Consider the following 26,036-nt stretch of genomic DNA (forward strand, 5'->3'; position numbering starts at 1 on the left):
GATGTGCTAGGCATCGAAGGTAATTGTTTAAGGTGCTTTTGGCTTTGCCATTAATGGAAAAGCTCTGCTCCAATTTGTTCTGGAGTGTGCTGAAACCTGCTACTTCCTCAAAAGCGCGTTCAGCAATGGTTTTACTTTTTTTTAAACATGATATTAGATTTAATATTTAGCTACAAATTAATAAATCTATTACATTTACGCTAGGGACATCCGATCTCAGCTATTCAGGCGGGCTTCCGACCGGTAGGGAGGATTCGTTCAACATCGGCTTCTATAGCAAATGCGGGCAAAACTGCTAAAATAAAAGTAATTACACAAAATGAACTAACTGCTAAATGGATAATTAAGTGCTTTGAAATCTCGCACTTGCCATGGCCTATACGTTACCCTCAAGCAAAAAGTATCAATTAGACTAAGTCAAAATCTAGTGTAAAGCATGTGACTTTAACTTTGTAAACTATGTGCCTTAACGAACAGCTAAAAAAAATGACCATTACACCAAAAATGTTTCCTTTTCCCAAAAACCATTTCCAATAAAAGATTATCAATGTCTATCAAAACTTTAAAAAGGAATTGCTAATTTTAAATATTAATCGTAATATTGCGATTAAGCAATGAATAGATATAAAATATGTACACAGACCATCAAAAAGAAATCGCTTTATTCGCAAAAGTCTTCGGCCATCCTGCCCGAGTAGCTATTTTACAACAATTGTTTAAAATTGATGCCTGCTATTGCGGGGATTTATCCGAAGAAATTGGACTTGCCCAGCCTACTATATCACAACATTTAAAAGAGTTAAAAACCTTAGGACTAATTAAAGGGACAGTTGAAGGTGTTAAAGTCTGTTATTGTATAGACAGTGAAAACTGGACTAAAATGAAAATGTTAATGCATCAATTTTTAGATCAGGACATTCCTAAAGCAGATTGTGGCTAAATTTTTTCATTCAATTCATCGTTAAATCGCAATAAACAAATAAATATAAAGAAATGAAGTTATCAAAAATTAAAAACAAATTGAATAAACTGGATAAGATTGCTTTCCAATTACCAAATGGGGAACTAGTACCCAGCCACTTTCACGTAACAGAAGTTGGAAAAATCACAAAGCATTTCATTGATTGTGGCGGAACCGTGAGAAACGAGGAGGTAGTAAACTTTCAACTTTGGAACGCCAATGACTATGACCATAGATTGCATCCGGAAAAATTATTAAGCATCATTGAACTATCCGAACGCATTTTAGGGATTGAAGATTTAGATATCGAGGTGGAATATCAAGGCAATACGATTGGGAAATTCGGCCTTGACTTTGATGGTAAAAACTTTTTGTTGACCAATAAACAAACCGATTGTTTGGCAAAAGATAAATGTGGGATTCCTGAAGAAAAACCAGAAGCAAAATTATCTGATCTAAAAAATGAATCTTGCACGCCTGGCGGTGGCTGCTGCTAAAATAATAATTGAATATTAAGAAAATGCCAATAACAAAACCAACTTTGTTTTCAGAAATTGAACAAATAATTAAGAGATTAAATCCTCAAACAATTTCAGTTGAACGTAAAGCAATTTTACAGCCGCTAACGGAATTTATTCAGTCTAAAGTTTCAAGCCATCAAGAAATTAGAATCAACTTTATCTGTACTCACAATTCGCGAAGAAGTCATTTATCACAGGTTTGGGCACAAACCTTAGCTTATCATTTCAATATCAAAAATGTATTCTGTTATTCAGGTGGTACAGAAAGTACAGCACTTTTTCCAATGGTTGCAGAAACTTTGCAAAATTCGGGTTTTCAGATTAGAACTATTTCAAAAAACGAGAACCCAATTTACAGCATTAAATATGCGTACAACCAACATCCAATAATCGGATTTTCAAAAAGATTGGATGACGATTTTAACCCGAAATCTGAATTTGCTGCAATTATGACTTGTGATTCAGCAAATGAAGCCTGTCCATTTGTTCCAGGTGCTGAAAAACACATTCCGATAACTTTTGAAGACCCAAAAGTTTTTGACAATACACCACAACAAGCAGTAAAGTATAATGAAAGAAGTCTGCACATTGCAACCGAACTATTTTACATTTTCTCTCAGATAAACCTTTAAAAATGTCAACAAAAAAAATAAGTTTTCTAAATAATTATTTAACGCTATGGATATTTATTGCTATGCTCGTGGGCGTGGGAATCGGATATTTCTTCCCATCTTTTCCAAGCATTATTGATTCTATGAGTCGAGGCACCACTAACATTCCCATAGCCATAGGATTAATCTTAATGATGTACCCACCTTTGGCTAAAGTGAATTATACTCTTCTGCCAAAAGTTTTTAGAAACACTAAAATTCTTTCCATTTCACTTTTTCTAAATTGGATAATTGCTCCCGTTTTAATGTTTGTTTTGGCAATTACTTTTTTACGTGATTATCCAGAATATATGGTAGGCGTTATTTTAATCGGATTGGCTCGTTGTATCGCAATGGTTTTGGTTTGGAACGACCTTGCTGAAGGAGATAGCGAATATGGAGCAGGTTTGGTCGCTTTAAATAGTATTTTCCAAGTTTTTGCCTATAGTTTCTATGCTTGGATTTTTATAACGGTTCTTCCACCGTATTTTGGATTTGAAGGAGCTATTGTCGATATCTCAATTGCTACTGTTGCAGAAAGTGTAGCAATCTATTTGGGACTACCCTTTTTAATGGGAATTTTAAGTAGAGTGATTTTGGTAAGGTTAAAAGGAGAAAAGTGGTACACAGAAAAGTTTATTCCTGCCATTTCACCAATAACGCTAATTGCGTTATTATTTACCATTGTCATTATGTTCTCGCTCAAAGGAGAGTTAATTGTTGAAATTCCAATGGACGTTTTAATTATTGCAGTTCCTTTAATTGTATATTTTAGTTTAATATTCATCATCAGTTTTTTCTTTACTAAAGCAATGGGAGCTTCATATAAGGAAAATGCAGCCGTCTCATTTACAGCAGCAGGAAATAACTTTGAATTGGCTATTGCAGTTGCTATAGCAGTATTTGGACTAAATTCTGGACAAGCTTTTGCAGGAGTGGTGGGCCCATTAGTTGAAGTTCCTGTTCTTATCTTTTTAGTTCGAGTTTCATTTTGGTTAAAGAAAAAATATTATCCCAATGAAAGTATATGATGTCATAATAAATAGAAAGAAAGCCAGTGGGTAACATTGTATAAGTGTAATGCGGGAGAAAGTGCTAAATTTGAACAAATTGAATACCAACAAACAAAATCCTAAACCGAAAGTGAAGTGCTATTAATCCCGCACTACGCCTATGTGTGCCGAGAGTAACGACCGGCTGAAAGTCGTTACGCAAATGTTTATAAGATGGTGGTACCGACCCACCGGTGTTGTCCTACTGGGGAGAGCACCAACTAAACGAAGCGATATCACGACTATCATTTTGAAAATAAGAATACTAGGAGTAAACCACCATAAGGTGCTTTGGTAAAGAGCCAAGGTATTGAGCGTTATGAAAAAGGCTACGCCAAGAGCTGGTCAGGTATGAATAATGGAGATGAATGCAAATGAACCTCTGATGAAGTGTCGAGAAAGTGCAACCCTCTGTCAAAAGTGTTTGAAGTATGACAAACATTATAAGTCCAGCGGTCACCTGTTTATTGGCTGGGCGGCAGGCGTCATTTAGGAGGCATGACCATTATTTGGGCTTATTTACGGAACTCGGGAACCTGTGCCAAGATGCAAAGTGAAATGCACAATAGCACAAACTAGAGGCAGAATAGCGATGTTTGGCATAGGGGCGGACTCATCCGTAGTAGTGATGAAGTTTCTGTAATGGAAATGGAGCAAAGGGGTGAGCTAATTTGATAGACATACTGCCAACTTGAAAGAGGATGAGCTATTTTTGTATATCACTTTAGAAGAGCTGTATGATGGGAGACTATCACGTACGGTTCCCTGCCCGTCCGGCAGGCGGGTGTGAGAGGCTCGGGGTGAAACTCCCCTTGCTTAATCGACACTAAACGTTGTAAGTAATTGACGCAACCATTGCGAATAAAATGCATCTATATTATAAATAAAGTATACATTATGAAAAAATATCTGAAACTTATTTCTATTGGAATTTTTATTTCGCTTATAAGTTGTAGCGATTCTAATGACTCCAACACTTCAAACCCAATTCCTTCTAACGATTCCTTTCTCCCAATGAGTATAGGGAATTATTGGAAAAATAATGAAGAAAATTTTACTGAAATTAGAGACACATTAAGAATACAAGGGGATTTATACTATGAATTTTATTCATTAATTGGTGGAGACGGAGTTAGTATAGAATACTTAAGAATAGATGAAAATCAAAACCTCATAGGTAGCTATCCAAATAATCCAGATTTTAAATATATACATGCTAAATTTAATGAACAACTTGGAAGTACATTTTGGACTATAAATGACCAATCTGTTAATGATTTTAAAACTACTGTTATAGAAAAAGAAGATTCTTCTATAGCTTTTGAATTCCAAAGAGTTTATCATCCCAATGCAAAAGATAAGCACATAGTTAAATATGTAAGAGGATTAGGTTGGAATAATTTTAATGAAATTAAAATTGACGAGGATTTATTCAAATTTTAAATAGCCATTCAAATAAATACAAGAATAAAAACTACTTACAATAACTATGGATTCGGCTCGCCGATTACTCCCCTCGGTTATGAGATCGCTTCGCTAAGTTGGCCAGAGCTGGCTATTGTGTTGACACATCCGGTTGGTTTGCCGAAGGTATAATGATGAACAAGAGATGGACCATGGATGCGTTACAGGAATCGGATACATTTTGAATATGTTTGATGAGAATGTCACAATAGATCATAGTGTATGATTATTTATTTGTTCTATAATTTTCCTTACTTTCCGCTCCTCATATTTTTCTGCGTTTCCAATTTATCCTCAAGAATTTTCATATCATCGCTCACCTTTCTGTCTACAATTTTGGCATAATGCTGTGTGGTTCGGAGTGATTTATGTCCCAACATCTTACTGACCGTTTCAATAGGCACACCATTCGTCAAAGTCACCGTTGTGGCGAAGGTGTGTCGTGCCAAATGCGTAGTCAATGGTTTGGTTATCCCGCAGAGCATCGCAATCTCTTTTAGATAAGCATTGGATTTCTGATTGCTGAATACGGGAATCAATCGATCGCTTTTAATCACTTGCGGATCGTAAGCGTATCGGCTCAGGATTTCCTTTGCAATTGGCAATAATGGAATGCTACTGCGTGTATTAGTTTTGGTGCGTTTGATATTTATCCATTGTTTACCATCAATACCGATACTGATGTCGGATGTGGAGAGTTTTTCAACATCCGAGTAGGCGAGACCTGTGTAACAGGAAAATACAAACATGTCGCGAACCACTTTGAGCCTGTCAAAATGTAATTCTTTATTGTAAAGAATGTCAATTTCTTCGGCATTTAGATATTCTCGCTCAACAGCTTCAAATTGAACTTTGTAATTATAGAAAGGGTCTCTGTCCATCCATTGATTGGCCAAGGCAATCCGGATGATTTTTTTGAAATTATTGATGTATTTCAATGTGGAATTATGATTGCAATTACGAACGGTCTTTAAGAATAATTCAAACCTCTTGATAAAATCGTAATCAATATCCTTAAATCTATAATCCTCTTCCCTAAAGACTTCGTTTATAAATTGGGTTACGTGACTATAGCAAGTCCAATAGCGTTTAGCTGTGCTTTTGGAAATGTCCCTACCAATGAGTAGGTCAACTTCTTCGTTGTGTTTTTTAAATTCTTCTAAAACCAATTTGTTCGGTTTTCCACCAGAATTAAATTCCTGCATGATTCTCGAAGCTGTTATGTACGCTTCATCGTCTTTTAATCTTTGATGTATCTTATTGAGTTTAGAGGTTATCATATCCATATATGTGTTAAGCATATCGGCATCGTGATTTCTTCCCATCACTCGTGAGGAACGTTTGTTCCATTGGTTATCCTCAATTTTTCTATTGATACTCATCTCAGAGCGCTTGCCATTAGCTGTGATTCTTAAATATATATCACATTTATTGCTCTTTTTGCTTCTGCTTTTTCTAATGAAAAAAGTACTGCTAAACCTGTCTTCCATAATGCTGCTATTAAATTGCACACTAAATGTACACTAATGACCAATAATATGCAAATTCTGAAAGGTTTCAAATATCTGAAAAACAGTTAATTATAGTGAATTAGTGTGCAATTTTTAAGTGAGACCTAAGGACACCGAATTGCACACTTTTTAGATGATTTAGTGTGCAATTATCTGACATCAAATAAAATGAAAAACCCTGTAAATCATATGATTACAGGGTTTTTGTTGGGTTTTGATACCCATTAAGTGGAGTCGGAGAGAATCGAACTCTCGTCCAAACAAGTTACTAAAGGGCCTTCTACACGCTTATTCTTTTCTTGGGTTTTCGATTGCAAGCTGGTTAAAGACAACCCACTTACAACTTATCTTCTTTAGTTTCAAGAGCAAATCGAAGCGCTTCACTCTCTATGTCAACATTTACGATGTCTCTGAGCTGACCGCCGCTGACCAGGGCTTTCAAGAGACATTTAGCTTCCCTACCTAGTAGAGATTAGCAAATCTTACTGTGATTCAGATTATGCAGCTAAAGCGTAGTTATTCTCGCCGTTTAAAAGTTTGAAATAGTCTTTTACGTGTTTCAATTTCATTACACGACGTGCTTACCGTTCAATAAATCTCGCTGTCAAAACCAGTCGACCCCAAGTATTGTAATGGTAATTTTTAATAGATGTCAAGGCATAAATTCCGATATTCTGGAGCTTTAGCACTAACGCGGTTGCAAAGTTATCAAAAAACTTCTTCTAATCTTACAACCATCTATTTTATTTCAAAAAGTATGCCACGCCATGAGAATTTCAAATGCATGTCAAACTGACCTGTGTACTGATATAATCTCTAAGAACGGGTTCATGTTGTAGCATCTTTTCTGAACTCTCCTCAAAATCACAATTTTCGGGATAATATAGTATCAAAAATAGCCAATTTAATATAATCCAATCTAAGACTTAAATCTTACTTTTGCGGCTTAAAATGTAAGTGCTTTTTTCCATGACAAAACCAAGAATTGCCCTCGCTGTTGGAATCATTTGTATTTCAATTTTTCCAATTTTGGTGAAGTTGAATTTAACGTCAGGTCTGGTGTCAGCTTTTTATAGAATGGCAATCGCCTCAGTCGTATTAGTGCCTTATGTATTGATTAAGAAACAATTTAAGGTGACTTCCCGAAAAGCATTTTGGCTATCGGTTATTTGTGGTGTTGTTTTTGGCATGGACGTTGGCGTTTGGAATATTGCCATTCAACAATCTACAGCTACCCAAGCGACGCTACTGACCAATTTGTCACCTGTTTGGGTGGGTATTGGAGCCTTTTTGTTTTTAAAGGATAAACCAAAACAGAATTTTTGGATCGGAACGGTTGTGGCCATCATAGGAATGGTGCTTTTAGTTGGTTTTGATCTGTTTTTGAATTTCGATTTTAATCTGGCATTCATTTTTGGAATCTTATCAGGAATGCTCTATGCCGTGTATATGTTGACCAGTAAGCGTATTTTGGGCGAATTGGAAGTGATGACCTTTATGACCGTCAGCCTCGTTTCTTCAGTGGTTGCGTTGGGAATTTTAAGTTATGCTTTGGGAGAGCCTTTCAGCGGATTCTCAAACTCTGGGTGGTTGGTATTGGCAATTCAAGGCATTGTTTGCCAGCTTCTGGCTTGGTTACTCATCAGTTTTGCTACCAAACATATGCGTGCTACACGAGTGTCCGTAAGTTTATTGGGGCAAGCAGTACTCGCGTCAATATTAGCGTGGTGGCTGTTGGATGAACAAATCTCACTGCAAATGGTTATTGGCGGATTCGTACTTCTTTTCGGAATCCGATTGACCTTTTATGAAAAACCGTTCTTAAAAAGAAATCATAGATTTTATTTGATAATTCACTGGTTTTCATAATCCGAGAGGCGCGCTCTAAAAAAGCGTCGAAATCCATCGAATATGACCATGGTTTGTATTGTAAAAATGTAGTTACACAGGTCTAAAGGCTATTTTAGTATCTAATTTTTTGCTTAAGCATTCAAATCCGCTTATTTTCGTAGCCGTTGTGTGAAAAAATCAGTCCGTTGACTTAGGTTGATTGGATTTGGAGCACAATCATTTATTAACGAAGACGATCATAATCCGTATAGCCAATGAAGTTTGCCATTATCAAAGAACGTAAAAATCCACCAGACAGACGTGTCGTGTTTTCACCAGAAAAATTAGCGGAAGTTAGAATGCAATTCCCAAATGCAGAGTTTATTGTAGAGTCCAGTGATATTAGGGTGTTTCCAGATTCGGACTATAGGGCCTTAGGATTTGAAGTGACTGATGATGTTTCAAGCGCTGATGTTATGATTGGTGTAAAGGAAGTGCCGATTGACGCTCTAATTCCAAATAAAAAATACTTTTTCTTTTCACATACCATAAAAAAACAACCTTATAATAGAGGCTTGCTTCAAGCGATTCTTGATAAAAACATCGAACTTTTAGACCATGAAACCATCGTTAAAAAAAGTGGTGCCAGACTCATCGGTTTTGGTCGTTATGCTGGTTTGGTGGGTGCCTACAACGGATTTAGAGGCTTAGGGTTGAGAGAGCAGTTGTTTAATTTGCCAAAAGTTGAAACGCTTGCCGATTTAAACGCGGTGAAGTCTGAGCTTGATAAAATACAGATTCCGAACATTAAAATTCTACTTTCAGGAACAGGGAAAGTGGCTTATGGAGCGAAAGAAATATTGGATCATTTAAAAATTAAAGAAGTCAGTGACGCACTTTACCTAACATCGGAGTTTACGGAGCCGGTGTATTGTATGGTAGATGTGATGGAATACAACAAGCGTTCTGATGGAAAAGTAGGGAATAAGCAGCAGTTTTATAAAGATCCAACGGGTTATGAAAGCAATTTTATGGCCTATGCTAAAGAAACGGATATGTTTATTGCCGGACATTTTTATGGCAATAATGCACCATACTTATATACGCGCGAAGATGCAAAGTCCGCAGATTTCAGGATAAATTTTGTGGCCGATATTAGCTGCGATATTGATGGACCGGTAGCGTCAACAATTCGCCCGTCTACCATTGCCGATCCGTTTTATGGTTATGATCCGCAAACCGAAAAAGAGGTTGCTTTTGATGCTGAAGGTGCTATTAGTGTTATGGCTGTTGATAATTTGCCTTGCGAGCTTCCTAAAGATGCAAGTGAAGGATTTGGCGAAATGTTTTTAGAAAATGTGATTCCAGCGTTTTTTAATGATGATGAACGCGGCATTCTTAAACGCGCTAAAATCACCCAAAACAAAAAACTGACAGAACGTTTTAGTTATCTGCAGGATTATGTAGATGGAAAATAAAATCATAAAAAAAAGCCTGAAAATTTACTTTCAGGCTTTTTTTATGGCTTTTAAAATGTGACTATGATTTTAAGATATCAATCATAATGTCCATTTCATTTACTAGTTTTTCGTTTGAACCACCATAACCTACAGATTTGAATTTCATTCTGCCATCAGGGCCAATAATCACCTTTGTTGGGATGCCTTCAATGTCATATTTGCTGGCAACTTCATAGTTTCTGCTGTCTTCCATAACAGGATCAAAAACCACGTGGAAATCGTATTTGTTGCTCTTAATAAAATCTGCCACCATTTTTTCTCTATTTGGACCTTTTTCAAAAGTATCTACAAATAAAAGGACAACTTTATCGTCGTTTTTGTATTTCGTCACCACTTCTTGCATGCCTGGGAAGGACGCCTTACAAGGTCCACACCACGTTGCCCAAAAATCTAAGATGACCGTTTTTCCTTTTAGCGATGCCAGAGAAACGTCTTTTCCATCCATGTCTTTTAAGGTAAATGCAGGTGCTTCTTCATCCAACATTGTTTTTTTAATTTCAGCCATTTGGGTGTTATAGGCCGCTTTATCAAAAGCCGCTAAATTATCATCCGCATCTTTTGCATCAGGATTCACTTTAAGATACGCCGTTTTGTAAGCCTCTTTAATTTTAGCATTGCCATTGCCCAAGGTGATGTAATTCTCAGCTTTAGCAACAACCTTATCATATTGTTTGTCTGCCATTAAAAACTCAATCAAGCGCTCATTGCCCTCAACGTCCTGTAATTTTGGATGCTGTGCTTTTTCTTGATACGCTATGGCATCTTTTATTTTGCCTTGTTTAAATAAAATTAAAGCATACGTATCAGCATACATGCGGTATTGAGACGCTAAACTTTGTTGGTATTGTTTGGTTGTAACCTGTTCAGGCTTGTCCTTAGAATTATTTTGTAAGGCTGTAATAAGATCTAAGGATTGTTTCGACATTTTTGCAGCTTGCTCTAAGTTTTCACCTTTTTCAGCCATTGGCCATGCTAAACTATTATACGTTGAAGCGCGACGCGTTTTATCGTCAATTTTAGAGACATAGTTTTCAAAGTTGTCCATGTCCTTATTTTGATAAAAACTGCCAGCCAGAGATCCAGCCATATAATTTCCGATGTTACCCAATTTAGGATTCGCCGCTGCATAGTTTTTGAAGATTTCTGCTTTCTTGTTTAAATCCGTTTCTTTCTGAAATTCATTGACCATTTCAAAACTTGCTGTAGTGCCAGAAGGATATTTTTCAAGTACTATCTGTTTTAGGGAATCTACTTTTGATTCTTCGCCAAGAATAGAATACGCTTGAATCAATGAGGTGTATTCTTTTTCAGAGATATCAGATTTGTTTTTCATTGAAGCGGAGTAGGCGTTAATTAGTTTTTTGCCCTCTTCTTTATCATTTTTATAAGCCATTTGTAAATAGGACTGATTCCAATCTGCTTGCAATTCCGGATTCGCAGAAAGGTCCGATTTCATCGCTTCAAAAGCTTCTTTTTCATCAATTTTAATCCCGTAATTTCTACCGTTATTTAAAGCGTAAAAAGCAGTGGCGGCCTTGCTGCCTTGTACATGCTGTCCATCATTGGTGTATAACGGAATTAAATAGCCTTTTTTATCGTTGTCATCATATTTGTTGTCAACTTTTAGGTGAAACGCTAAGGCTACGGCAGAATCTGGAATTTTTATTGCCGCTTTTTGTTCTGAAAACTCAAGATCAACAGGATAATATTTATCGCCAACCAAATACGCGTAAAACGCTTCTAAATCTTGATTAGTGTTATAAATAAGTTCAATGTCATCTCCTGGCATTGGTTGGTCTTTGGAAATGGTCAATTGACCAATAGTAAGCGGTTTTGCTTCTTTCTGCTCTGCCTGTTTACAGGAGAAGCATACCAAAAGCATTAAAAAAGAGTAGGTAGTAATTTTTTTCATATCGCGTTTTTGAATTGTTCAGGACCTAAAATAAAGAATATTAGCGGAATGATAAAATTATGCGCCATGCTATTCACTGCCGATATAGGAGCGCATTTTAATACCACAATTGTAAGTATATGTGAGCTTTGTGTGATTGATGACAGAAGCTTATAAAATAACTCAGTTGAGAGCAATAGGGGTAGAAGCAAAAACACCAATCCAACTATATGAGTGATAGTGGATTGGTGTTTTAAGTGTTGGAATATTTATCGTTTTATAGCGGTGATGATAGTTAAACTATTTAGGAAAATCCATCTCACAACTAACCACAACTATTTTTAAGCATCTCTAAATAAATTTGAAGATACTTGTAAAAAATCTGCGTTCTATAGCGTTCTCGACATCAGATAATTCTCAAAAGCTACGCCTTTGTAATTTCTCTTATACTTTTTTTCTACGTCATAATAATGCGAATCGAAAAAGTCAAATGCATTGGTGCTGGAGTCAACTTTAATTACTTCAAATCCGTTGATGGAAACTCTAGATTCCATTATGCGGAGTAATTTTGAGCCCACGGTACGTCTCAAATAGGTTTTACTAACATAGAGGCCATCTAAATAATAACCATCCTTCAGGTAAGAAAACCCTACAATAACGTCCTTTACTTCAGCCACAATGAAGTAAACGTTTTCAATGCGCTCTTTCCAAAGGTCGCTATCATCAGCACCCGAAGCCCAGGTTTCAATCTGCTTTTCTGAATAAAATTTGCTGCTGATATTGCGAATGGTATCTCTGAAAATTGCTGTAATTTCCGGTAAATCCTCTAATGTTGCTTGTCTAATTTGTATCATAATTATACTCTAAATATGCCGCCTAGGCTAAAAATGCTCTCTGCAAAGAAAAAATGTTGTGAGGCACTATCTTTTGGGTTTGGTGTTGTTTTAATGTCGCCCATGTTAATGTAACCGCCTTTAATATCGCCTTGAATAAAAAAGTGTTTAAAAAAGGTCAGGTTCAATCCAACGCTTCCTGACACTCCAAAACCTGATATATGAAATTTGTCATGTCGCTCTCTGTTGAACAAGGTAGCATTTGTTTTTGGATATAATAAACCTGCGCCCAATCCTTCAGTGAGATTCACCTGAAATTTATCGGTGTTTTGAATGTTAAACAGTGATGAAATATCGTCAAATCTTGCGACTTCAGCAAATACGTAATTCAAGCCATCGGTATGTTCAAACTTTAAAAACTCCTTAGAAATCAAAACGTTTTGGTGATCATAATTACCGTTGTAAATTGATCCGACATCATCAGATGGTAAATCGATATACCCGTCAACTATTCTGTTCACATTGTTATGCATCACATATTTCATATGGTCCACCCCAATGGAAATTGAATAATGGTCAGAAATAAAATATCCCATTTTAAAATTCGTCTGCGGAATGGTAATGCGCGTCGGATTGATATAATCTATATGCCAGCCCTTAGGTTTGTCGTGAGCCGTAGCATTGTTAATGGTGAACTTATAATGTTCGCCTTTAAATGTGATATCAGATTTTGAATACACGCCTCGGTTGCCTCCCCAGCTGAAATATACTTTGCCTTTATTGGATGCTGTGTATCTTTCTGGGAGATTATGGTCTTGAGAATAGCTGTTAAATGAAAGCAAAAAGAGGACTGCACCAACAAGTGGTGAGTAAAATTTATTAAACATTTTAAAGGTAATTTACAAGGTGTTAACTGCCTTTCTGATAGCCACTAAGTTAGTAAGAAGTTTTTCCAGATTGTCTAAATGGAGCATGTTAGCACCATCGCTTTTCGCATTTGCAGGATCAAAATGGGTCTCAATGAATAAGCCATCCACATTATTTACAATCCCTGCTCTAGCAATAGTTTCAATCATATCAGGTCTGCCGCCAGTCACGCCAATAGTTTGGTTAGGTTGTTGCAACGAGTGTGTAACGTCTAAAACCGTTGGTGCATATTGACGCATGGTTGGAATGCCTCTAAAATCGACAATCATATCCTGGTAACCAAACATGGTACCTCTATCCGTAATCCAAGCATTCTCATTGCCAGCATCCTTCACTTTTTGCACGGCATGCTTCATCGCTTCTGGACTCATGAATTGTCCTTTTTTCAAGTTGACCACTTTTCCGGTTTGTGCCGCAGCTACCACCAAGTCTGTTTGTCTAACTAAAAATGCTGGAATTTGTAAAACATCTACATATTCCGCAGCCATTGTAGCATCAGAAACCTCATGAATATCAGTCACTGTAGGGACATCAAAAGTTTCGGAAACTTTACGCAATATTCTAAGTGCTTTTTCATCGCCAATACCTGTAAAACTATCAATTCGGCTACGATTCGCTTTCTTAAAACTGCCTTTAAAAATATAAGGAATTTGTAAATCGTTAGTAATACGTACTACCTTCTCAGCAATACGTAACGCCATATCTTCTCCTTCAATAGCGCAAGGGCCACATAGTAGGAAGAAATTATCGGCTGTAATATGTTTTAATTTGGGAACGTCGTTAAGAGTCATTTGCTTTGTATTATAAAATGCAAAGTTACGGAAAATAATGTGTAGAGCATTGGCTGAACTATAGGGTTTTTCTATAGCAGATGTAATGATTTTATATGGTGCATTTGAGAGCTTTTGAAGTGAAAAACCACAGCCGAAAATCTGGGATTTTAAATCAAATTTAGTGAGGTTTTTGAAGGGTAATTCTCAACTTAAATTTGGAGGTAAAAAGGGTCTTGGTTCGTTCTGTACAGAGATGGGAAAACGGATAAAAACTTAGGGTAAAGAAAGGTGTTGAATCCTAAAATTATGAGATTCAATAATTTATAATTATCTTATTGGGGACTTTTGGAATGGTGTACTTTGAAAAAAAAATCAAAATCACTTCCAAGGGTAACGGCTAGTAAAAAAAAAATAGCGTACATTTGCACGCTGAAAAATGGCACCATATATATGGCAAAGATAAAAAATATTGCAATTATTGCACACGTTGACCACGGAAAAACTACGTTGGTTGACAAAATTATGTACCACTGTAAAACATTTCGTGAAAACGAAAATACAGGTGATTTAATTCTTGATAATAACGATTTAGAGCGTGAAAGAGGTATTACAATTACTTCTAAAAACGTTTCCGTAATTTACAAGGATACAAAGATTAATGTTATTGACACTCCTGGTCACGCGGATTTCGGCGGTGAAGTTGAGCGTGTATTGAACATGGCTGATGGCGTTTTGCTATTGGTTGATGCTTTTGAAGGACCAATGCCTCAAACGCGTTTTGTACTTCAAAAAGCTCTTGATTTAGGATTAAAACCATGCGTGGTTGTTAATAAAGTTGATAAAGAAAACTGTACTCCAGAAGAAGTACATGAATCAGTTTTTGATTTAATGTTCGAATTGGGTGCTGAAGAATGGCAGTTGGATTTCCCAACTGTATACGGTTCTGCTAAGAACAACTGGATGAGTACCGATTGGAGAAAACCAACGGATTCTCTTGAACCATTATTAGATATGGTGATTGAGCATATTCCTTCTCCAAAAATTGAGGAAGGAACTACACAAATGTTGATTACTTCTTTAGATTTCTCTTCATTTACGGGTAGAATTGCTATTGGGCGATTAACTCGTGGTCAATTGAAAACAGGAATGAACATCTCTTTAGTGAAGCGCGATGGAAAAGTCGTGAAATCTAAAATTAAGGAGCTTCACGTTTTTGAAGGTGTAGGCCGTAGAAAAGTTGAAGAAGTTCAAACTGGAGATATTTGTGCGTTAGTAGGATTGGAAGGTTTTGAAATTGGTGATACTGTTGCTGATTTTGAAAATCCTGAAGGCTTGAAAACTATCGCAATTGATGAGCCTACAATGAGTATGTTGTTTACCATTAACGATTCTCCGTTTTTTGGTAAAGACGGAAAGTTTGTAACATCGCGTCATATTAAAGACCGTTTAACTAAAGAGCTAGAGAAAAACTTGGCATTACGTGTCCACGAAACGGACAGTGCTGATAAGTTTATGGTTTTTGGTCGTGGGGTATTGCATTTATCTGTATTGATAGAAACAATGCGTCGTGAAGGTTATGAGCTTCAAATTGGTCAACCTCAAGTTATCATTAGAGAAATCGATGGTGTTAAATGTGAGCCAGTTGAAGAAATGACAATCGATTTACCAGAAGCTGTTTCAGGAAAAGCTATTGAAATGGTGAGTTTACGTAAAGGTGAAATGCTAAGCATGGAAGCTAAAGGTGAACGTATGATCTGTAAATTCCTTATTCCTTCTCGTGGTATTATTGGTTTACGTAACCAATTATTGACTGCTACAGCGGGTGAGGCTATTATGGCACACCGTTTTAAAGAATACCAACCGCTTAAAGGTGGGATTCCAGAACGTCAAAATGGTTCTTTGGTTTCTATGGAAAAAGGTCAAGCTATTCCTTATTCTATTGATAAATTACAAGATAGAGGTAAGTTTTTCGTTGATCCGGGAGAAGATATTTACGAAGGTCAGGTTATTGGAGAGAATTCTCGTGGTGATGATATGGCTGTTAACGTTACAAAAACTAAGAAATTGAGTAACGTACGTTCTTCTGGTGCTGATGATAAAGCGCGTATTATTCCTGCGGTTAAATTCTCTTTGGAAGAAGCGTTGGAGTATATTCAAAAAGATGAGTATGTTGAGGTTACCCCTAATTTCTTACGTATACGTAAAATTTACTTAACGGAAGTTGAGCGTAAAAGAAATAAGATTAACTAAAACATTGTTTTATAAGTTATATAAAAAGGAATTCCAATTGGAGTTCCTTTTTTTTGTTTCATACCTACAGTTGCAAGCTGAAAATTGCCGTATGATGGTGTAATAATTAGTGGCAATTTTTAAACTCTCACTAAAAATATTGTAATTTGGATGTCCATATGAATGATTCTATTTTACAACCACCATTGTGTTTGAAAGAGTTTTCAGTTGAACGCTATCAACCAAAATTCAAGTCGGCTTGGGATATATTTGTATCCAAAAGCAAGAATGGTACGTTCTTATTTCAGCGCGATTTTATGGAATATCATAAGGATCGGTTTGAGGATTTTTCATTAATGGTTTTTGAGAAAGATGAAATCGTGGGTTTATTTCCGGCAAATAGGGTAGGTGATGCCCTTTATTCCCATCAAGGCTTGACCTATGGCGGATTGATTTTAGCATCAGATGTTAAATTCAAAACTGTTCTAAAATGTTTTCAATCGCTCTTGAAATATTTATCAAATGAACACATTGCATCACTTCACATTAAAGAGATTCCTTCCATTTATCATCAGATTCCCTCTCAAGAAGTCCAATATCTGAATTTTATTTTGGAAGCTCAATTGGAAAGACGAAATGTGTTATCGGTTATTGACAATCACAATAAATTAAAGTTTTCAAAGAGTAGGCGGGAAGGTGTTAAACGTGGACAACAACATGACTTATTAATTACAAATGATGACAATTTTGAGGCGTTTTGGAATTCCATTTTGAAGCCTAATTTGAACAAAAAATATAATGCGGACCCTGTTCATTCCCTTGATGAAATTCTATATTTAAAGGAAAAATTTCCAAATAACATCAAGCAATTTAATGTGTATCATGAGGAGCGAATTGTTGCCGGTGCTACTATTTTTGAAACAGCTCAAGTGGCACATTGCCAATATATTTCTGGGAATTCGGACAAAAACATTTTAGGAAGTTTAGATGCGCTGCATAGGTATCTGATTACTGAAGTGTATGCTGACAAGCGTTATTTCGATTTTGGCCCATCTAATGATAATTATGGGAAAACGATCAACCACGGACTCCAATTTTGGAAAGAAGGGTTTGGCGCCCGAACCATGACGCAGGATTTTTATAAAATTGAGACAAAAAATCACCCAAAGTTAGATGCGGTGTTGTTATGATAAAGTTTCTCGACCTACATAAAATCAATGCACGATTTGAACCTGAATTTCAGGAACTGTTCAAACGGTTTTTAGATACAGGGCATTATATTTTGGGCAATGAAGTCGCACAATTTGAATCTGATTTTGCAGCTTATTGTGGCACCAATTATTGCATTGGGACTGCCAATGGGTTGGATGCCCTTACCCTAATTTTTAATTCCTTTATACAGTTAGGGAGATTACAACCCAATGATGAAGTCCTCGTTCCTGCCAACACGTATATTGCCTCAATCCTTTCAATAATTAATGCTGGATTACAACCTATTCTTGTGGAACCTGATTTGGAAACCTATAATCTTTCACCATTAGAACTAGAAAAGAACATCACAAAGAAAACGAAAGCCATATTGGTGGTGCATTTGTACGGTCAATTAGCCAATATGAAAGCGGTAAATAGTATTGCACAGTCGCACGGATTATTAGTTGTTGAAGATGCGGCACAAGCCCATGGTGCGATTGATAATGCTAATTTGAAAGCAGGAAATTTATCAGATGCGGCTGCATTTAGTTTTTATCCAAGTAAAAATTTAGGTGCTTTGGGAGATGGTGGTGCGGTTACCACCAATGATAGCAGTTTAGCAGAAACACTTAAATTGATGCGTAATTATGGAAGCTCCAAAAAATATGAGAATGAAATTATCGGCGTGAATAGTCGGTTGGATGGACTTCAAGCTGCATTTTTAAATGTGAAATTGAAATTTCTTGATGCTGATAATTCCCAACGACAACAGATTGCGCAACGTTATCTTACTGAGGTTAAAAATAAAAAAATCACTCTGCCGTTCTATAGTGGCACTAAAGATCATGTGTTCCATGTTTTTGTGGTGAGGGTTGAAAATCGATCGGAATTTGCGCATTACCTTGAATCGCAAAAGGTCGAATATTTGATTCATTATCCAATTGCGCCACATCGTCAAAACGCATTGAAAGCATTTCAAAATTATAATTTGCCCATAACTGACTATATTCACAACACGGTAATCAGCATTCCTATAAATCCGGTATTGACTGATGATGAAGTTTCCAAAGTTATTGAAATAATAAATGCCTATTAATGAATAGAATTAACAGTTATATTAATGATCATGTGTTGTTTAAGGTGGCCAATCTTAACACCATGACTATCATTACCAAAATTGTTGCGGGTATTTTGACCTCCAAAGCAATTGCTGTTTTTATTGGGGTGGAGGGTATGGCATTGATAGGAAACTTGCGAAATTTTTTGGGCGCAATCCAAACATTTTCAATTTTAGGGTTTTATAATGGATTTGTAAAGTCCATAGCAGAAGTTAAAAATGATGCCTTCAAATTGAGTGAAACCTTATCTACAGCGTATTATTTGGGATTTGCTTCAACACTTCTGATTGCATTTTTGAGTTATTATAATGCCAAATACATTAATCAATTCTTGTTTTCGAACAACTATAACTATTCCTATGTTATTCAAATAATGGCTGTGGCATTGCCATTTTATGCCTTAAACATGTTTAGTTTTGCTATAATGAATGGATTTTCTAAGTATAAAATCCTGCTCATTATTAATATTATAGGACAGTTTATGGGGCTGGCCGTAACCTTGCTTTTAATATATCAGAATAATATTGACGGTGCATTGGTTGCCGCTGTCATTGCGCCATCGCTCATTTTGCTGATTACGTTTGTAGGGTTTGTTAACCAACGCAGTTTGGCATCTTCAATTAAACTATCCAACGTTAATTTAAGGGTTCTGAAGAAATTTGGTCCCTTTGCAGTTATGGGGTTGGTGACCGCCGTTGCAATTCCTATGGTTTCCATTTTTATTAGGAATTATATTATTGATGAAGTAGGCATCAAGGAAGCTGGACATTGGGAAGCCATGCAACGAATTTCAGATTATTATCTCATGTTTATCAACTCCTTGATGACACTGTATTTTTTACCGAGATTTAGTGAGATAGACAGTAAGCAGGAGTTCAGGAAAGAAGTGTTTAGCTTTTATAAAACATCGATTCCAATTTTCGCTATCGGATTGGTGATCATTTATGTGTTGCGATCATTTTTGGTTGAGTTGATTTTTTCTGAAGCGTTTCAACCTACGGAGGAATTGTTTTTATGGCAACTCCTGGGCGATTTTGTAAAAGTGCTTTCCATTGTAATTGCCTATCAATTTATCGCTAAAAAAATGTTTACCCACTTTATAATTATTGAAGTCTTTTTGGTGGTGGTGATGTATTTATCAAGTATTTATTTGATAGATATTTTTGGTGTGAAAGGAGCCGTTATCGGGCATTTTGTGAGTTATGTGATGCATTATGGTATTATTTTGTTGATCTTCGGAAGTTCACTTTTTGGAGTAATTCCTATTTCAGATGAGGATTAACAAGGATCAAAATACATAGGGCTTTTGAAACGAATTCTACATCACATAAATAGCAACCTACTTCTCAAAATAGCCTCATTTAATTCTGTAGCCGTATTAATTAGAGTCATTGCTGGGTTTATAACCTCAAAAGCGATTGCGGTATTTATTGGCGCTGAAGGATTGGCATTGATTGGGAATTTAAGAAACTTTCTCACCACCACGGAGTCCTTTGCCACATTAGGGTTTTCCAATGGGGTTGTGAAATATGTAGCCGAATTCAAAAAGGACGATACAAAACTCAAGCAAGCTGTTGGTACTGTTTTAACAACAGTTTTAATTACGTCAGTTGTTGTTTCTTCGCTTTTTTTCGTGTTAGCAGAACCTCTAAGTCATTGGGTTTTTGGTACTGAGCAATCCTATGTGTATGTTATAAAATTGCTCGCTTTTGCACTGCCTTTTACGGCTCTAAATAGTGTGCTGATTGCCATCATCAACGGGTTGTCAAAATATAAAACCGTTGTTAAAATCAATATTTACGGTCAATTATTTGGGCTTGCCATGACCTTGTTGTTAATCTGGAAAGCACATTTAGACGGCGCTTTAGTGGCATCAGTTGTAATTCCTGGACTCTTGTTTTTTGTGACCTTATTCAGTTTTTTTGATAGTATTGATTTTTTTAAAACTGTCAGACTCTCAAGCGTGAATTTGAAGATTCTTAAGAATTTAAGTTCATATTCTTTAATGGCTTTATTTACCGCCGCTGTAATGCCGCTTGTTTTTGTGCTTATCAGGAATTATTTAATAGATCATGTCAGTTTAAAGGATGCTGGATTCTGGGAAGCCATAAGGCGAATTTCGAATTATTATTTAATGTTTGTGAGTTCTTTGCTCGCGCTGTATATATTGCCTCGCTTTTCAGAAATCAAAACTTCAGTGGTGTTTAGGAAGGAAGTCGTTCACTTTTATAAAACGGTGATTCCAATTTTTGCAGTGGCCTTGATTGTTATTTATGTTTTAAGATCATTTATTATTCAGGTGCTGTTTACGGACGAATTTCAACCTGTAGCGCATCTTTTTAAATGGCAACTCTTGGGCGATTTCCTGAAAGTCATCTCTTCAGTAATAGCCTATCAACTTATCGCAAAAAAGATGGTGCTCTATTATATCGGCATCGAACTATTTTCAATCATCACGTTGTATCTCGCCAGTATTTATTTTATTGATCTATATGGTGTTGAAGGTGCTGTTATTGCTCATTTTGTTAACTTCGCCCTTCATACGATTGTGATTGTAATCGTCTTTAAAAAACTGTTATTTAGTCGCCAAAATTTTGACATATGATGAAGGCATTTAAATTAAAACTCGTAGCGTCGGTGCATTATTTCAGAAAACTGTTTTACAGATGGGTATCTACAAATGAACGTATCAGCGGAACGTTTAGGGATATTCAGCCAGTCATTTGCAAAGGAAATGGCAGCATCACGTTTGGGACTAATGTGAAATTTGGAGTGGCCGATTCGCCCATGTATTACAATACCTACGCCTATATTGAGGCGCGTACGGAACAATCGGCTATTACTTTTGGGAACAACGTGAGCATTAATAATCAATTTACGGTGGTTTCAGAAGATGCTATAACTATTGGTGACGATGTGCTTATCGGATTGAACTGTACCATTTATGACAGTAATTTCCATGATTTGGGCATCGCAAATCGTAATCAATCTGATCCAAATCCTAAAAAAGTTAACATCGCAAACAATGTATTCATCGGGAATAATGTCACCATTTTAAAAGGCGTTTCTATTGGAGAAAATAGTATAGTGGCAGCTGGATCTATAGTGACGCAAAGTTTTCCTGCCAATGTGGTCATTGGCGGAAATCCGGCAAAACTACTTAGGACATTAACTTAGTGTTTTGTCCAGGTTTTCAGATACTGTTGTGCAATGGATTTGTAATGATGATCCTTTTCAATAAAAGCTCTCGCTTGCAAAGAAATTGCGCTTATTTTTTCGGGATGTTCAATCAGCCAACTCAGTTTTTCAACTAAATAGGCAACGTCAGGTAATGCATTAATGGCGACAGAATCTTCCTCTAAATTATAATAATCCAGCCATTCTTGTTCAGCACCCGTAAATACCACTTTGCCTTTCGCCATTGCCTCAAGCGCATTATATCCTTGGTCATACGCATAGACCATATCCAACAGAATATGGCAGTCGTTATAGCGTTGGATATAGTCATTATAGGGAATATTGGTGGTGGAAATTATGGCTACTTTATCGGGATAGCGCTCCTCAATAATTTTTAAAGCTTCAGTAAAATAGGCATTTCCTTTTGTAAGTGCTGCGTGCGAATTAATCCCATGAAAGATTTTTATTTTACCATTGAGTTCTATCGGCAAATAGTCGATTTTATCGGTATTGATAGGGTTTGGAATGAGTCCGCGGTAATTAGGTTTTCCCACCAATGGCAAATGGTAATCCATATCTGTGGCAATGATTCCATTGGTATGATCTAAAATGAACTGGTGTAATGCCGTAAAGTCTTTATTTAAATATTGAAGCTTGAATTTATAATGGTCATTTAAAGACCTATCGTTTAAATAAGGCGTCATGGCGCTGTAAGTAAAGCCATTGTTGAGCATGTATTTTACACTCGAATGATCATAACTACACGAAAGGACAAACAGTTTATCAGTTTTAGTTTTTAAAAACTGGAGTAGCTTTAATTCTGCTTTAGGCTGAATGGTAAATGATGATTCATTGATAAGTTGCACCACATCAAACGGTGGTAAGGAGCTTAGTTTCTTTTTTACCTTATAGGCGATTTCAATGCTGCCTAAATCGATTCCAAAAAGTTTATAAATACCAACTTTAAATTTGTGCAAAAATTTGTTTTGAAACGAATGGTTGATGTAAATATCTACCGGATAATCTTTAAAACCGTCTTTATTACCCATCAATACCACCTCATGACCTAAGACCATCAAGCCTTCCTTTAAGGAGTTGTGAAGTCGGCTGTATTCGCCCACCAATAGAATCCGCATAAAACAATTACATTTGTTTTCAAAAATAATTAATACTAACTGTTTTAAGGTTAATAATGAACATTAAGTTACCAAGTATAGAAATCCTTGTGGCCACCATGAATCGGGAGTCCTTAGATTTTTTATGGGACATGTTCAAACACAATAACCATACAGATTTTAAGATTTTAATCGTCAACCAAACGACCCCTGACAAACAATTGGTTTCCGATTTTGAGCACATAAAAGTGATTAATTGCTTTGAGTTTGGCGTTCCGAAAAGTAGAAATCTGGCCATTAAAAATGCTTCTGCTGATATTTGTTTGATGGCGGATGATGATATTGTGTATCAACCAAATTTAAAAACCATAGTTTTAGATGCACATTTAAAACATCCGGATGCTGCAATGGTGTCTTTTGAAGCTGTAGATGAGCACAGAAAACCTTATACCAATTATGGACCGGAAGGAAGGCATTCAAAAAAGACGCTCCAGAAAATCTATACGTGGGTGATTTCATTTAAACGAGAGGCTAATCATCGCCATCAGGTTTATTATAACGCGCATTTCGGATTTGGCGCAACATTTAAAGGAGGAGAAGAGTATGTGTTTCTTCGTAATGCTTTTGATAAAGGTCTCACTATGGTGCACGTGTCTAGAACCATTGTACAGCACCCTAATGAAAGTTCCGGGCGATTAATGGGAAGTGATAATGCGGTGTTTTCGAAAGCCGCCTTGCAACAACGATTTCATGGGAATTTGAGTTATTTTTGGTTGCCAAAATATATTCTTTTTATTTGGCGCCATAATTACATTGCTACCAAGGAGGTTTTAAATAAATACCAAATCGGCCTGAAAGGCATTCAAGCATATAAAAGATTGAAGCAAACCGGAGAAATAGATCGAACACATGACATTTAAACTCATAGACATACCCAAAATAGAAGACAGACGCGGCAATTTATCGGTCATCGAACACGATTGTATTCCTTTTGATATTAAGCGCGTGTATTATTTATATGATGTGCCTAGCGATTCCTATCGCGGTGGACATGCGCATAAAGAGCAATCGGAATTTTTAGTGGCCTTGAGTGGTAGTTTTGATGTGATTTTGGATGATGGTGTTGAAAAACATACAGTCATGTTGAATAAGCCTAATAAAGGACTTTTGATTCCGACGAAAACTTGGCGTGAACTCGAAAATTTTTCTTCGGGTGCCGTCTGCTTGGTTTTAGCTTCGGGTACGTTTGAGGAAGCCGATTATATCAGAGATTACGATCAGTTTAAATCATTTAAAAGCACTTAAATGAATACCTAAGTGTTGCAAAAGCCCTTTAAATTTATGCAATAGTTTTATGCTGAATGCAGGTTGCTTTAACAGAAATTGCTGTTTCTTATTTAAGTTTACGTAATCAATAGCTTTTTCAAAGTTCTCAAAACTACGAGAGTCGTTTTCAAGCTTTGCCAACATGGCCATCGAGAACCGATTTAAATCCATGAACTTTTTTAAACCCGGATTGGTCGCTTCAAACTGCACATAGTTGTCAAGTGCAGGTTTGTCTTTTAATTGCATTGCGCTGTTAGAAAGACTTTGTTTTTGATATCGGTAAGTTACCAACGCTTGATTTTTGAACACAGTTTTGTAGTGAATACCTATCCTAATCCATAAATCAGTATCCTCTCCTTTTTTTATAGACGTATTATAAGTGCCGATCTTTTCAAATACACTTTTATGCAAAACCACACTAGAACTTGTCAGCAGCGAATTGATAGTACTGGATTCAAAATAGTCCACCACATAAACGTCATTTTCTTTTAAACTATCAATAGAATATACTGACGGAATCACATCGTTTGGCGTTTCTATCAACACTGACGTGGCAAAAACATGTTGTTCGGGAAATGATTGGATGAGTTGATAAATGGTTTCCAAATACGTAGGTTTCCAAAGATCATCAGCATCCAACAGTGCAATATAGGCGCCTTTTGCCTTAGAAATAGCCAGATTTCTAGTGGCGGAAACTCCTTGGTTTTCTTGCTCATAATAGTAGATTCTGTCGTCATAAAATGAAGCTAAAACGCTTTTGCTGGCATCCGATGAACCATCGTTAACTACAATCACTTCAAAATCCTGAAATGTTTGAGCCAAAACACTTTCTATGGTGGATTTAATGTGCGTTTCTTTATTGTAAAGCGGAATGATGATGGAAAAATAGGGAGTCATTTTTGAATGTCTTTAGAGCACATATACCCCAATTTGTAAAATTGCAAACGCGTAATGGAAGGGCTTGAACTTAGGAGGTTAGTGGTTAATTGCGGCTTTAGTCGATTGAAAAGAAAGGCTATTACATAATTCAATTTGAAGCTTTTCAATAATTTAAAGGTTTTCAGAAGGTCGTTGTCGCTTTTTGTGATTTGCTTGTTTTTAAACAGTGTTAATAATGTGTCAACTGCGTGTTCCGTCTTTTTCAAATAGACTGCATTTGTATCAATTCCTAAATGATAGACTTCATTGTTAATGTGTTTGATTTTATAACCCTGTTCCTTCAGCAAGGCTCCGAAATAATTATCGTACCCATAATTTTGGCCTTTTATTTGAGAATTTAAGGCTACGAACACTTCTTTTTTTATCAGGAAATTTCCTGAGATGACAATTTTATACGGTTTTTGATTTCTTATGGCTGCATCAACCTGTTCTTTCGCTGTTCCGTGAGTCCATCTTAAAGTATAATCGCGTTGTGGTGATTTCTCTTCATAGGCGAATCCACCGTAAATTGCATCCTGATTTCCATTGATGACCTCTATATAGCTTTGTATGAAATCAGAATTTTTAGGGATGACGTCAGCATCTAAAAACAATAACCAATCATAATTGGCCTTTTCACTTAGAAGTTGTCGGGTTTGAATTCTGCCGCGATTGACAGTGGACTTTTCAAAAGAAGTAAAGGGTAAGGTCTCAATTTGTGAATTTTCTGCAGTAAATTGACTGTCAGAACAATCGTCCCAGGCAATAATCTCAAACGGCAACTTTGCAGCACTCAATTGCTGGTGAAGTGTATTCACAAGCGATACAATGGCGCAGTTGTATACTGGGATTAAAACTGAAATCATTCCTTTAAATTAAATTTAAAAATACATTTTTTATAGAGAATGCTTTCGTGAAACTTCGTTTAAAAAATGAATATTAAAAAGGAGCGTGGATTGAAAGTTTCTTATGGGATTGCTTATCTAGTAAAAGGTTAAATTAAAACGGTACAGTAATTGTATTTTTAAA

General features: G+C 36.3%; 23 protein-coding genes and 1 other RNA gene. 15 read left to right on the top strand and 9 right to left on the bottom strand.

Translation table 11 applies throughout. The annotated features are described in order from the left end of the window. The first annotated feature begins 631 nt into the window (after window positions 1–631). The 5 genes from Q0947_RS00005 to Q0947_RS00025 all read left to right on the top strand — a co-directional run bounded on the left by Q0947_RS00005 (window position 632) and on the right by Q0947_RS00025 (window position 4,627). Window positions 632–940 carry a metalloregulator ArsR/SmtB family transcription factor gene (locus tag Q0947_RS00005; RefSeq protein ID WP_299389784.1) on the top strand — a complete coding sequence of 103 codons (309 nt, stop codon included), beginning with the start codon at window positions 632–634 and terminating at the stop codon, window positions 938–940. A gap of 53 nt (window positions 941–993) precedes the next feature. Then, window positions 994–1,458: a DUF6428 family protein gene (locus Q0947_RS00010; protein ID WP_299389787.1), complete on the top strand. Its 465-nt coding sequence runs from the start codon at window positions 994–996 to the stop codon at window positions 1,456–1,458. A gap of 23 nt (window positions 1,459–1,481) precedes the next feature. Continuing rightward, on the top strand, window positions 1,482–2,114 hold the full coding sequence (locus Q0947_RS00015; protein WP_299389790.1) for a protein-tyrosine-phosphatase: 633 nt from the start codon (window positions 1,482–1,484) through the stop codon (window positions 2,112–2,114). 2 nt (window positions 2,115–2,116) lie between these two features. Continuing rightward, on the top strand, window positions 2,117–3,163 hold the full coding sequence (gene arsB, locus Q0947_RS00020; protein ID WP_299389792.1) for an ACR3 family arsenite efflux transporter: 1,047 nt from the start codon (window positions 2,117–2,119) through the stop codon (window positions 3,161–3,163). 918 nt (window positions 3,164–4,081) lie between these two features. Then, window positions 4,082–4,627 (top strand): hypothetical protein, encoded by a 546-nt coding sequence (locus Q0947_RS00025; RefSeq protein ID WP_246924536.1) that lies wholly within the window; start codon window positions 4,082–4,084, stop codon window positions 4,625–4,627. Between the two features lie 272 nt (window positions 4,628–4,899). Here Q0947_RS00025 and Q0947_RS00030 read toward each other — a convergent pair whose 3' ends face one another. Continuing rightward, window positions 4,900–6,138 (bottom strand): site-specific integrase, encoded by a 1,239-nt coding sequence (locus tag Q0947_RS00030; protein WP_246924533.1) that lies wholly within the window; start codon window positions 6,136–6,138, stop codon window positions 4,900–4,902. 247 nt (window positions 6,139–6,385) lie between these two features. After that, window positions 6,386–6,781, bottom strand: a transfer-messenger RNA (tmRNA) gene (gene ssrA, locus Q0947_RS00035). Between the two features lie 347 nt (window positions 6,782–7,128). Between ssrA and Q0947_RS00040 the strand changes: the two genes are divergently transcribed. After that, window positions 7,129–8,028 carry a DMT family transporter gene (locus Q0947_RS00040; protein ID WP_299389801.1) on the top strand — a complete coding sequence of 300 codons (900 nt, stop codon included), beginning with the start codon at window positions 7,129–7,131 and terminating at the stop codon, window positions 8,026–8,028. A gap of 236 nt (window positions 8,029–8,264) precedes the next feature. Beyond that, window positions 8,265–9,467 carry an NAD(P)-dependent oxidoreductase gene (locus Q0947_RS00045; protein ID WP_299389805.1) on the top strand — a complete coding sequence of 401 codons (1,203 nt, stop codon included), beginning with the start codon at window positions 8,265–8,267 and terminating at the stop codon, window positions 9,465–9,467. A gap of 61 nt (window positions 9,468–9,528) precedes the next feature. Here Q0947_RS00045 and Q0947_RS00050 read toward each other — a convergent pair whose 3' ends face one another. From Q0947_RS00050 to kdsA, 4 genes are all read right to left on the bottom strand, one after another. Continuing rightward, window positions 9,529–11,421, bottom strand: coding sequence for a TlpA disulfide reductase family protein (locus Q0947_RS00050; RefSeq protein ID WP_299389808.1), 1,893 nt, complete (start codon window positions 11,419–11,421; stop codon window positions 9,529–9,531). 368 nt (window positions 11,422–11,789) lie between these two features. Beyond that, complete coding sequence (locus Q0947_RS00055; protein ID WP_299389812.1) at window positions 11,790–12,254, bottom strand: GNAT family N-acetyltransferase; 465 nt, start codon at window positions 12,252–12,254, stop codon at window positions 11,790–11,792. Between the two features lie 2 nt (window positions 12,255–12,256). Beyond that, on the bottom strand, window positions 12,257–13,120 hold the full coding sequence (locus Q0947_RS00060; protein ID WP_299389815.1) for a hypothetical protein: 864 nt from the start codon (window positions 13,118–13,120) through the stop codon (window positions 12,257–12,259). 12 nt (window positions 13,121–13,132) lie between these two features. Next, window positions 13,133–13,951 carry a 3-deoxy-8-phosphooctulonate synthase gene (gene kdsA, locus Q0947_RS00065; protein ID WP_299389818.1) on the bottom strand — a complete coding sequence of 273 codons (819 nt, stop codon included), beginning with the start codon at window positions 13,949–13,951 and terminating at the stop codon, window positions 13,133–13,135. A gap of 432 nt (window positions 13,952–14,383) precedes the next feature. Here kdsA and typA point away from each other — a divergent pair, with 432 nt between their 5' ends. From typA to Q0947_RS00095, 6 genes are all read left to right on the top strand, one after another. Then, the gene (gene typA, locus Q0947_RS00070) at window positions 14,384–16,183 is read left to right on the top strand and encodes a translational GTPase TypA (RefSeq protein WP_299389821.1); all 1,800 of its coding nucleotides are present in this window, start codon (window positions 14,384–14,386) and stop codon (window positions 16,181–16,183) included. Between the two features lie 158 nt (window positions 16,184–16,341). After that, window positions 16,342–17,352, top strand: a complete 1,011-nt coding sequence (locus Q0947_RS00075; protein ID WP_299389823.1) for a GNAT family N-acetyltransferase — start codon at window positions 16,342–16,344, stop codon at window positions 17,350–17,352. Then, the gene (locus Q0947_RS00080; protein WP_299389825.1) at window positions 17,349–18,449 is read left to right on the top strand and encodes a DegT/DnrJ/EryC1/StrS family aminotransferase; all 1,101 of its coding nucleotides are present in this window, start codon (window positions 17,349–17,351) and stop codon (window positions 18,447–18,449) included. The genes Q0947_RS00075 and Q0947_RS00080 overlap by 4 nt, the downstream gene beginning before the upstream one ends. Then, window positions 18,449–19,753: an O-antigen translocase gene (locus Q0947_RS00085; protein ID WP_299389827.1), complete on the top strand. Its 1,305-nt coding sequence runs from the start codon at window positions 18,449–18,451 to the stop codon at window positions 19,751–19,753. Before Q0947_RS00080 ends, Q0947_RS00085 begins: the two co-directional genes overlap by 1 nt. Window positions 19,754–19,777: 24 nt before the next feature. After that, window positions 19,778–21,076, top strand: a complete 1,299-nt coding sequence (locus tag Q0947_RS00090; protein WP_299389830.1) for an O-antigen translocase — start codon at window positions 19,778–19,780, stop codon at window positions 21,074–21,076. Beyond that, on the top strand, window positions 21,073–21,648 hold the full coding sequence (locus tag Q0947_RS00095) for an acyltransferase (RefSeq protein ID WP_299389833.1): 576 nt from the start codon (window positions 21,073–21,075) through the stop codon (window positions 21,646–21,648). Before Q0947_RS00090 ends, Q0947_RS00095 begins: the two co-directional genes overlap by 4 nt. Here the strand turns inward: Q0947_RS00095 and Q0947_RS00100 are convergent. Beyond that, window positions 21,645–22,784 carry a glycosyltransferase gene (locus Q0947_RS00100; protein WP_299389837.1) on the bottom strand — a complete coding sequence of 380 codons (1,140 nt, stop codon included), beginning with the start codon at window positions 22,782–22,784 and terminating at the stop codon, window positions 21,645–21,647. The genes Q0947_RS00095 and Q0947_RS00100 overlap by 4 nt on opposite strands. 56 nt (window positions 22,785–22,840) lie before the next feature. On the opposite strand from Q0947_RS00100, the gene Q0947_RS00105 reads away from it, so the two are divergent. Both Q0947_RS00105 and Q0947_RS00110 read left to right on the top strand, forming a co-directional pair. Beyond that, window positions 22,841–23,683 carry a glycosyltransferase family A protein gene (locus tag Q0947_RS00105; RefSeq protein WP_299389840.1) on the top strand — a complete coding sequence of 281 codons (843 nt, stop codon included), beginning with the start codon at window positions 22,841–22,843 and terminating at the stop codon, window positions 23,681–23,683. Beyond that, window positions 23,673–24,068: an FdtA/QdtA family cupin domain-containing protein gene (locus Q0947_RS00110; RefSeq protein WP_299389843.1), complete on the top strand. Its 396-nt coding sequence runs from the start codon at window positions 23,673–23,675 to the stop codon at window positions 24,066–24,068. The genes Q0947_RS00105 and Q0947_RS00110 overlap by 11 nt, the downstream gene beginning before the upstream one ends. Here Q0947_RS00110 and Q0947_RS00115 read toward each other — a convergent pair. Together Q0947_RS00115 and Q0947_RS00120 are read right to left on the bottom strand one after the other, a co-directional pair. Further along, entirely contained in the window at window positions 24,051–24,986 is a 936-nt protein-coding gene (locus Q0947_RS00115) for a glycosyltransferase family 2 protein (protein WP_299389846.1), read from the bottom strand. The genes Q0947_RS00110 and Q0947_RS00115 overlap by 18 nt on opposite strands. Then, a complete protein-coding gene (locus tag Q0947_RS00120) occupies window positions 24,983–25,873 on the bottom strand; it encodes a glycosyltransferase (RefSeq protein WP_299389850.1) in 891 nt (296 codons plus the stop codon). Before Q0947_RS00120 ends, Q0947_RS00115 begins: the two co-directional genes overlap by 4 nt. Between the last annotated feature and the right edge of the window lie 163 nt (window positions 25,874–26,036).

It is taken from the genome of uncultured Gelidibacter sp. (assembly GCF_947500795.1).
Taxonomy (GTDB): Bacteria; Bacteroidota; Bacteroidia; order Flavobacteriales; family Flavobacteriaceae; genus Gelidibacter.